The organism is Tistrella arctica, assembly GCF_039630945.1.
In the GTDB taxonomy this organism is placed as follows: Bacteria; Pseudomonadota; Alphaproteobacteria; order Tistrellales; family Tistrellaceae; genus Tistrella; species Tistrella bauzanensis.
Genome location: NZ_JBBKTV010000002.1, coordinates 237,412 through 246,358, shown reverse-complemented (window position 1 = coordinate 246,358; position 8,947 = coordinate 237,412). Strand labels below are relative to the sequence as shown.

Sequence of the window (8,947 nt, the reverse complement as noted above, 5' to 3'; positions counted from 1 at the left end):
TCACCTGTGACAGATACCGCAGTCGTCGAGCTTCGAGGGTTGAATGCCATAGAGCCTGACCATCATCTGGCCATAGAGGGCATGGCGTTCCGGGTGCTGGTCCCAGTCCGACCAGTCCATGCGCGTGACCTGGGCCGGCGGCCGCAACCGTGGTGCCGGATTGCGGTGGCAATCCAGACACCATTCCATCTGCAGGGCCTGCGCGCGCTTCATCAGCGGCATCTGGTCGACCCGGCCATGACAGGTGACGCAGGGCACGCCGCGATCGAGATGGATGGCATGATTGAAATAGACGTAATCCGGCACCCGCGCGACCCGTTGCCAGGCGAGCGGCGTGTCGCGGGCCAGGCTTTCCCGCACCGGCGCCAGCATCGGCGCACCGGTCCATAGCTGCGAATGGCAGGTCATGCAGACATGGGTCGGCGGCAGGCCCGCTTCGGCGCTGGTCTCGACGCTGGTGTGGCAATACCGGCAATCGATGCCCAGCCCGCCCACATGATGTTCATGGCTGAATGGCACCGGCTGGTCGCGCACCCAGCCGACCAGGGTGGCATAGCTTGATTCCATATAACCGCCGACAAGAAGCCCCGCGCCCAGACCGGCAAGCAGCAGCACCAGCAGCGCCGCGCGCAAGCGCGTATCGGCCGTTGCGGTGAAGATCTGTGACACGGATCTCGCCCCCCTTTCCGCCCGGTTCCTGGCCGCGCTCCGTGCATCATCAATGGGTGCCGCCGCAGAAAGTTCCGACCGGATGGCCAACCGATGGCGCATCAACCTGTGCAGCCGTGGCTGAGGGAACGCGAGCGGGGGGCAGGGCCTTATATCCGGCACTCTCCGTGGCCTTGGCACACGCGCCATCAAGATCCATCACCGGAAGGAGCCCCAGCCCGTGCTGTCGCTGTTCGAACTGATGGCGAGCCTGTTGACGATCACGGCCGGCTTCGCCTGGATCAACCACCGCCTGATCGGCCTGCCGGAGAATATCGGCCTGTTGCTGATGGGGCTCGGCGCCTCGTTGATCCTGATCGCGATCGAGCTTCTGTTTCCAACCACGACCATCTACCGGTCGGTCTCCGCCATGATCGGCCAGATCGATTTCTATGAAGCGGTGATGCACGGCATGCTCGCCTTCCTGCTGTTTGCCGGCGCACTGCATGTCGATCTGGACCGGTTGCGCCGGCGTGCGCCGGCGATCGGGGTTCTGGCGACGGTGGGCGTGCTGATCTCGATGGCGATCGTGGCGACCGGGCTGTGGGGGGCCGGGCAGGTGTTGTCGCTGCCGCTGGCCTTCAACTGGTGTCTGGTGTTCGGCGCGCTGATCGCCCCCACCGATCCGGTCGCGGTGCTGACCACCCTGAAGACGGTCGACGTGCCGCAATCGCTGGAAACCGACATGTCGGGCGAGGCGCTGTTCAATGACGGCGTCGGCGTGGTGCTGTTCACGATCGCGGTGCAGTTGGCGGCGGGTGGCGGCGACATGGGGCTGGTCGAGGGGCTGGACCTGCTGGTGGTGGAAGCGGGGGGCGGTGCGCTGCTGGGGTTGGCGACCGGCTATGTCGCCTTCGTCGCCATGCAGACGATCGACGACTACCCGATCGAGGTGATGATCTCGCTGGCACTGGTGACCGGCACCTATGCGGTGGCCGACCGGCTGGGGATGAGCGGGCCGATTTCGGTGGTGGTGGCCGGGTTGCTGATCGGCAATCACGGTGCCGCGCACGCGATGAGCGACACCACCAAGCGCTATGTCTTCGGCTTCTGGACGCTGATCGACGAGATTCTGAACGCGGTGCTGTTTCTGTTCATCGGGCTTGAGGTTCTGGTGTTGAACTTCGATCCGGATTTCGGCTGGATCGCGCTGATCGCGGTGCCCCTGGTGCTGGCGGCGCGCGCGGTGGCCGTGGCGGCACCGGTTGCGGTGCTGGATCGTTGGCAGCCCTTCGCGCGCGGTGCCGTGCCGGTGCTGATCTGGGGCGGGGTGCGCGGCGGCATTTCGGTGGCGCTGGCGCTGTCGCTGCCCGACAGCCCGGCCCGGCCGCTGATCCTGGCCGCCACCTATGCGGTGGTTCTGTTCACCGTGGTGGTGCAGGGGCTGACCGTCGCCCGGGTGGCGCGGCGGATGGCGGGGCGGCCGCCGGCCGGTCACGACCATGGCTGATGCGTCACATCCTCTCTTTGACGCCGCGCTTCAGCAGCCACCAGTTCGCCGGATAGCTGGTCAGGAAGCCCACCAGCATCGCGATCTGCATCATGAACCAGAATTCGGGCGTCGCCACCTCCAGCCGCATGCCGATCCACTGGCGGAAAATCAGAAACTGGGCCACGGCCATGAAGCCATACATGCCCACCTGCCAGGCGGTCAGCGACAGGGCATCGGCCTTCACCGCCTGGATCAGCCCCTGACCCACCGACAGATCCCGCATCGGCTTGATGGTGAAGTACTGGAACATCACACCCAGGAAGAAGGCGAAGATATAGTCGAGGATCCACACCGCGAACATCTTCTCGGCGAACAGCCCCTGCCAGCCGAACCAGATCGCCACCGCCGGCGCCGCCACCGCCAGCCATTCGGCGGCGATATCGCCCAAGGTGCAGCCGCTGCCGCAATGGGCCGCCCCTTTGGCCACTTTCACGGCAAACGGCGTGTCGCGCATATGGGGCGGATCTTCGCCCTTGTCCTTCGCGGCCATCACCCTGGCACGGGTCGCCAGCCGCCCGAAACGGCGATAGCCCCACAGCGTGATCACGGTGCCGAACAGCGCCGTCACCGGCCAGACGACATTCATGATCGCCATGTGTTGCGGATGCCGGAACTCGTCGACGGCAATGCCGATGGCGATAACCGCGCCCAGCACAAGGGCCGCGATCGCCAGGATGTGAAGCCAGGCCGGAACCATGGGCGGACCTCCATTCGCAATGAGACAAGACCCGCCGGCGCAGGTCCGGCGGGTCTTGTCTCAACGGAGGGATGCCGCCGCTGTTCCGATGGCGGCGGTTGCGGATGGCGCCGGCGGCGCTATTGCATCAGCGCCGGCAGGAACAGCACGATGTCGGGAAACGCGATCAGCAGCAGCACCAGCACCAGATCGGCGACCAGGAACCACATGATGCCCCTGAAGATCTGGCTGGTGGTGACCAGATTGCCGACCACCCCCTTGATGACGAAGACATTCATTCCGATCGGCGGCGTGATCATGCCGATTTCCAGGAACTTGGTCAGCACCACGCCGAACCAGATCAGGCTGAAACCGGCGGCGTCCATGATCGGCAGCACGATCGGCATGGTCAGAAGCATCATGCCCATCGGTTCAAGGAACATGCCGAGCAGCAGATACATCACCGACACCGCCAGCAGCAGCAGGAACGGGTTGGCGCCGATCTCGATAACCATCTCCGACAGCCAGCTACCGGTGCCGCTGAGCGCCAGGAACCGGCTGAGCAGGCTGGCGCCGATGGCGATGATCAACAGCGCGCTGGTGGTCATCAGCGTTTCAAGCGCCGCGGTGCGGAACATGGTCCAGTTGAAGGTGCGCTTGACGATGGCTACCACGCACGACAGAAACGCGCCGACGGCGCCCGCCTCGGTGGGCGTGAACAGCCCGCCGAACAGGCCGCCGAACACGCCCAGCATGATCGCCAGAACCGGCCAGGTGTCGCGCAGCGCCTCAAGCTTTTCTGACATCGGAACATGTTCGCGCACCTGCGGTGCCAGCGCCGGGTTCAGCTTCACCCGGATCAGGATGACGATGATATAGCCCAGCGCCGTCAACAGGCCGGCGACGATGCCGCCCAGGAACAGCGCCGTCACCGGCACCTGCGCGATCACGCCGTACAGGATCATCAGGATGGATGGCGGGATCAGCGCGCCGATGGTGCCGGCGGCGGCCACCGTGCCGGTGGCAAGCTCGGCGTCATAGCGATGGCGCATCATCTCGGGCACGGCAATCCGGCCCATCGCCGCCGAGCAGGCGACCGACGAGCCGGTGACCGCCGCGAACCCGGCCGAGCCGAACACGGCGGCGATGGCAAGCCCGCCCGGAATGCCCGACATCCACACCCGGGCGGCACGGAACAGCCCTTGAGTCAGTTGCGCGTGATAGCAGATAAAGCCCATCAGCAGAAACACCGGCACCGAGCTCAACACCCAGTTGGCGGCGAACTGATAAGGGATCAGGCCAAGCGAACTCCAGGCGATCTTCCAGCCCAGCAGATACCAGATGCCGCTGAACGACACCCCGATCAGCGCCATGCCGATCGGCACCCGCAGCGCCAGAAGGACAAACAACAGGCCGATGCCGGCCAGACCGGTGCCGACATCGGTCATGCGTCGGTTTCCTTGCGGGCTGTGGGGTGGGCGTTGGTGACGACGTCATCGGGCATGGCGTTGCGCAGTCCCGACGGGCCGCCGGTGATGCTGAGATACAGTTTGTAGAGCACCACCGCGGTCATCAGACCGGTGCCGACCGGCAGAATGTAATAGGACGGCCAGATCGGGATCTTCCAGCCTTCCTGGATCACGAAGGTGCCGACCGCCTGCTTCTTCATCGCCTCAAGAAAGGACTGCCGGGTGATGGCGGCGAAGACCAGCGCCGAGAACACATATGAGAAGCCGCGCAAGGCGCCCTGCATGCGTGTGGGCATCAGTTCGGTGACCACCTCGACCGAGATATGCTTGTCTGCTTCCTCGGCATAGGCGAGCGGCAGGAAGGCGACGACCAGCATGTAGAAATTGCTGACGGCGGCGATGGTGCCGGGCAGGGTGATGCCGAAGATGTTGCGGACCACCACGTCGATGGTGATGTGCAGCATCATCAGCGTCACCGCCAGCACGCCCAGAACCGTGGTGAAATGGATCAGACGCGACAAACCGCGTCCCAACGCCTGCATCGGGCGTGTCTCCCCGTCATCGGGTGGCGGGACTGGCAAAGGCAATGGCCGGCCGGGGTGCGCGGTGCATGACCGCGACCGCGCGCCACCGGCCGGCCAACATGCCCTGGCGATCACATGCCGTAGGTCTTGGGGTCGATCTTCGACACGACCTCGGTCCAGTACAGCTCCGCCAGCTCGTCGGGGCCCGAGACGCCCTTCACCAGCCCGGCCCACTTGTCGAGCAGCGGCTTGAAGGTGTCGATCGCCTTCTGCGGCTCGGCGACGCCGAAGTTCTTGGCATAGAACTCGGCGATCGTCTTCATGTCTTCCGTGACGAAGTCGTTGGTCGCCTTGACCAGCGCCGGGTCGGCCTCATGAATGCGGATGCCTTTCTCGGCCGCACGCTTCAGATCACGGCCTTCGAAATTGACATACTGCCAGGCGGCATGGGCCTGCATCGTGGTGCCGGCGCGCAGCAGGGCGGCGCGCTCGTCATCGGTCAGCGACTGCCAGGTGTCGGTGTTTATATTGGTGATGGTCGACGCGCCGAACACGCCGCCGGGGACACCGGTGGTGATGTCGGTAACGGCATCGATCAGCGCCAGACCCGACAGTTCCGGGGCGGAGATGATCGCGCAGTCGACGGCGCCCTGGGTCAGCGCCTCGAAAATCTCGTTGCCGGGCATGGACACGGCCGTGGCGCCCATGCTTTCCGACCAGCGGCGCCAGTTCTGGCTGCTCACCCGCATGCGCTTGCCCTTCAGGTCGTCGGCGGTGGTGACGGCCTTGTTGCACAGCAGCATGTAACGGGTCGACGCCGCCGTGCCGGTGAACACCTGGTTCTGGCTGGCCAGATCGTTCTGGCATTCCGGGCAGTTCAGATAGATGTATTCCAGCATGGCGCTGGAGAAGATCAGACCATCGCGCCCGCCCGTGTCCATCAGGTTGAGCAGCATGGTCAGATCGCCGGCGAGATTGATGTTCGGGAACTCGGCCGGGGTATAGGCGGTCAGCACATAGCCGATATCGACCAGCCCGTCGCGGACACCGCCCGGGGTTTCGGCCAGGTTAAGCAGCGACAGCGGGAACACCTTCACCGACAGGGTGCCCTTGCTCAGCTCGGCGACCTTCTTCGCATAGACGTCGGCGGCGATGGTGGATGCGGTGTTGGCCGGAAAGCCGATGGCATAGCGCAGTTCCTTGGCATCGGCGGTGGCAGTAAAGCCGGCGCCGGCCATCACGCCGGCCGCCACGGCCATGGACATCAGTCTCTTGGCGAACGTCATCGTGGTCTTCCTCCCGTTGGATCTTATTGTCTGGTTTTCTTGGTTTGTCTTGTTATTTTCGGCGCATGTCCGTGCGGGGGCGGCCGCGCATCGGCCGACCTCTCGTCACGTCTGCGGCCGTTGATCAGGCGGTCGCCGCCTCGAAATGATCGGCGAATTTGGTGCGCAGCTCGGTCTTGCGGACCTTGCCGGTCGCGGTCATCGGCATCTCGTCCAGGAAGATCACCAGCTTCGGTACCTCGAAGCCGCCCAGATGCTTGCGGCAATGCTCAAGGATGCTGTCCCCGGTGGGGTCGGTATCGGGCTTCGGCACCAGGAAGGCGGTGACAGCTTCACCCCAGCGGGCATGGGGCAGGCCCACGACCACGGCGTTCTGAACGTCCGGATGGCCCAGAAGCACTTCCTCGATCTTGATCGAGGGCACGTTCTCGCCGCCGGACTTGATCATGTCTTTCTTGCGGTCCAGGAACAGCAATTCGCCGTCGTGGTCGATCAGCCCCAGATCGCCGGTGTGGTGCCAGCCATGCAGCCGCGCGGCCGTGGTGGCCTCAGGCTGCTTGTAATAGCCCAGCATCACATTCGGGCCGCGATGCACGATTTCGCCGATGGTGCCACGCGGCAGGATGTTGCCGTCATCGTCCATGATCGCCGTGTCGTTGACCACATTGGACTCGCCCCAGTAATTGCCGAAGCGGGCGAGCGCCCGGTCGGGGCGCGACATCACGGTCGAGGGGTACATCTCGGTCTGGCCGCTCGACAGGCGGAAATCGGGGCAGAACTCGTTGACCAGCCGGGTCATCAGCGGCTCGGGCATCGGCGCCATGGCATAGACGCACATGCGCAGATTGACATCGCGCTGCTTGCGCAGCGGATGGTCCAGCACCGCGCGATACATCAGCGGCAGGCCGACCATGATGTTGATCTTCTCGGCCGCCATGCCCTCGATCAGCGCGGTGGGGTCGAAGCCGCGCATCAGCAGCATCTTGGCGCCGACCAGCATGCCGGTCAGCATCACCACATGCTGGGCACAATGGAACATCGGCAGCACGGCGGTGACGCCATCCTCGCGCCCGATCTGCCATTCCACGCCGTTGCTCATCGTCGCCATCACCACCGACAGGTGGCAATGCATCACGCCCTTGGGCCGCGAGGTGGTGCCGCTGGTATACATGATCAGCGCCAGATCGCGCTCGTCGATCTCGACCACGGGTTCGGTCGCGGCCTGGCCGGCGATGGCATCGGCGAAACCGGTGCCGGGCAGGGCGCCGGCTTCAATCCCGCTGCCGGGCACCGAGATCACCGTCATCGGCACGGCCAGCCCCGCCAGCATGTCGGCCATTGCCGGCTGTGCCGCCAGCACGTCGTCGACCACCACATGGCCCACGCCGGCATGGCGCAGGATATAGTCGATATCCTCCACCGCCAGCATCGCATTGGCCGGCACCCAGACCAGGCCGGCCTTGTGGACACCAAAGATGACCGGCAGGAAATCGGTGCTGTTGGCGCAGATGCAGCCAACCTTGTCGCCGGTGGTCAGGCCCTGGGCCAACAGGAAATTGGCATAGCGGTTGGCCGCGTCGTCGAGCATGGCATAGGTGGTGCGGCGGTCGCCTTCGACGATCGCAACCCTGTCGGGGTGGCGCTGTGCGGTGCGGCGCAGAATGTCGCCGATTGCCACACGGCCGATATTTCCCGGCCCGGCAACGCCTTCGATCACGCGCTGCGTGCTGGTGGTCATGGCGGTGTTTCCTCCCTGGCGGCGCCCGTCGGTTCAGTCTCGCGGGCGCTCTGGTCATTCAGTCAGTCGGTCGGCGATGATGGGTGCGATGGGTGATGCCGGTGGGGTATCAGGCGCTCATGGCCGGTCCGTTCCGGATCTGGCCGTCCCCGTCTTTAGAGCGGGGATCGTGGGTGTGAGCGCCTCTGGTTTGCAGCCGGGTGGAGGGATGGGCGATGCCGGGTCAGGCCCCGGCGACCCAGGCGGGTTTGCGCTTGTCAAGGAAGGCGGCGACACCTTCCTGGCCTTCGGCGCCACGCAGGCAGCGGGCGAATTCGGCCGAGGACTGATCCAGAAGATCGGGCAGGGGCGTGGTCCTGCCGGCCATCAGCAGTCGTTTGGTGGTGGCGTTGGCGCCTGGCGCGCAACGCCGGATGTCGCCGAGCAGACGATCGAGCCGGGCATCGAGTGCGGCGGTGTCGGCCACGACCTCATGCGCCAGCCCGATGCGTCCGGCCTCGGTGCCGTCGAAGCGCATGCCGGTCAGCGCCAGCCGGCGGGCCTGCGAAATGCCGATCCGGGCGGCCACGAAGGGCGCGATCTGTGCCGGCGGAATGCCGAGGCCGGTTTCCGACAGGGCGAAGCGCGCATCGCCTGTGCAGATCATCACGTCGCCGATGCAGGCGAGGCCCAGTCCGCCACCAAAGGCCGCACCTTCAACGGCGACAACAACTGTTTGGGGCAGGGCTTCGACCCGCAACAGAAAGCTGCCGAAGCGGCGGTTGTCGGCCATGATCGGGTCGGGCTGGCCGGCGGCGGGCTTCGGTGCCCGGAACGCGGCCATGAAGCCCTTGATATCGCCGCCGGCGCAGAAGGTGCCGCCGGCGCCGCGGATGACCAGCGCGCCGACCTCCGCGTGATCTTCCAGCCAGGCCACCACCTCGATCATCTGGCGGACCAGTTCATGGGTCATGGCATTGCGGACATCGGGCCGGTTCAGGGTCAGCTTCAGGACCGGGCCATCAAGATCGAGCAGAAGGTCGGGGCAGATCGGCAGTCGTGACGTCGTCATGTG

8 protein-coding genes are annotated in these 8,947 nt (G+C 65.4%); 1 reads left to right on the top strand and 7 read right to left on the bottom strand.

Annotation, left to right across the window (positions count from 1 at the left end; translation table 11 throughout):
* The gene (locus WG924_RS05030; RefSeq protein ID WP_345931926.1) at positions 1 to 669 is read right to left on the bottom strand and encodes a cytochrome c3 family protein; all 669 of its coding nucleotides are present in this window, start codon (positions 667 to 669) and stop codon (positions 1 to 3) included.
* Positions 670 to 892: 223 nt separating this feature from the next.
* On the opposite strand from WG924_RS05030, the gene WG924_RS05025 reads away from it, so the two are divergent.
* Positions 893 to 2,158, top strand: a complete 1,266-nt coding sequence (locus WG924_RS05025; RefSeq protein ID WP_345932258.1) for a cation:proton antiporter — start codon at positions 893 to 895, stop codon at positions 2,156 to 2,158.
* A 4-nt stretch (positions 2,159 to 2,162) separates the two neighbouring features.
* Here WG924_RS05025 and WG924_RS05020 read toward each other — a convergent pair whose 3' ends face one another.
* The 6 genes from WG924_RS05020 to WG924_RS04995 all read right to left on the bottom strand — a co-directional run bounded on the left by WG924_RS05020 (position 2,163) and on the right by WG924_RS04995 (position 8,944).
* Positions 2,163 to 2,897, bottom strand: coding sequence for a DUF4396 domain-containing protein (locus tag WG924_RS05020; RefSeq protein ID WP_345931925.1), 735 nt, complete (start codon positions 2,895 to 2,897; stop codon positions 2,163 to 2,165).
* Positions 2,898 to 3,016: 119 nt separating this feature from the next.
* Positions 3,017 to 4,324, bottom strand: coding sequence for a TRAP transporter large permease (locus tag WG924_RS05015; RefSeq protein WP_345931924.1), 1,308 nt, complete (start codon positions 4,322 to 4,324; stop codon positions 3,017 to 3,019).
* Positions 4,321 to 4,887 (bottom strand): TRAP transporter small permease, encoded by a 567-nt coding sequence (locus WG924_RS05010; RefSeq protein WP_345931923.1) that lies wholly within the window; start codon positions 4,885 to 4,887, stop codon positions 4,321 to 4,323. The genes WG924_RS05015 and WG924_RS05010 overlap by 4 nt, the downstream gene beginning before the upstream one ends.
* 113 nt (positions 4,888 to 5,000) lie before the next feature.
* Positions 5,001 to 6,155: a C4-dicarboxylate TRAP transporter substrate-binding protein gene (locus tag WG924_RS05005; protein WP_345931922.1), complete on the bottom strand. Its 1,155-nt coding sequence runs from the start codon at positions 6,153 to 6,155 to the stop codon at positions 5,001 to 5,003.
* Between the two features lie 124 nt (positions 6,156 to 6,279).
* Positions 6,280 to 7,893: an AMP-binding protein gene (locus WG924_RS05000; RefSeq protein ID WP_345931921.1), complete on the bottom strand. Its 1,614-nt coding sequence runs from the start codon at positions 7,891 to 7,893 to the stop codon at positions 6,280 to 6,282.
* 223 nt (positions 7,894 to 8,116) lie between these two features.
* On the bottom strand, positions 8,117 to 8,944 hold the full coding sequence (locus tag WG924_RS04995) for an enoyl-CoA hydratase/isomerase family protein (protein WP_345931920.1): 828 nt from the start codon (positions 8,942 to 8,944) through the stop codon (positions 8,117 to 8,119).
* Positions 8,945 to 8,947: the final 3 nt, after the last annotated feature.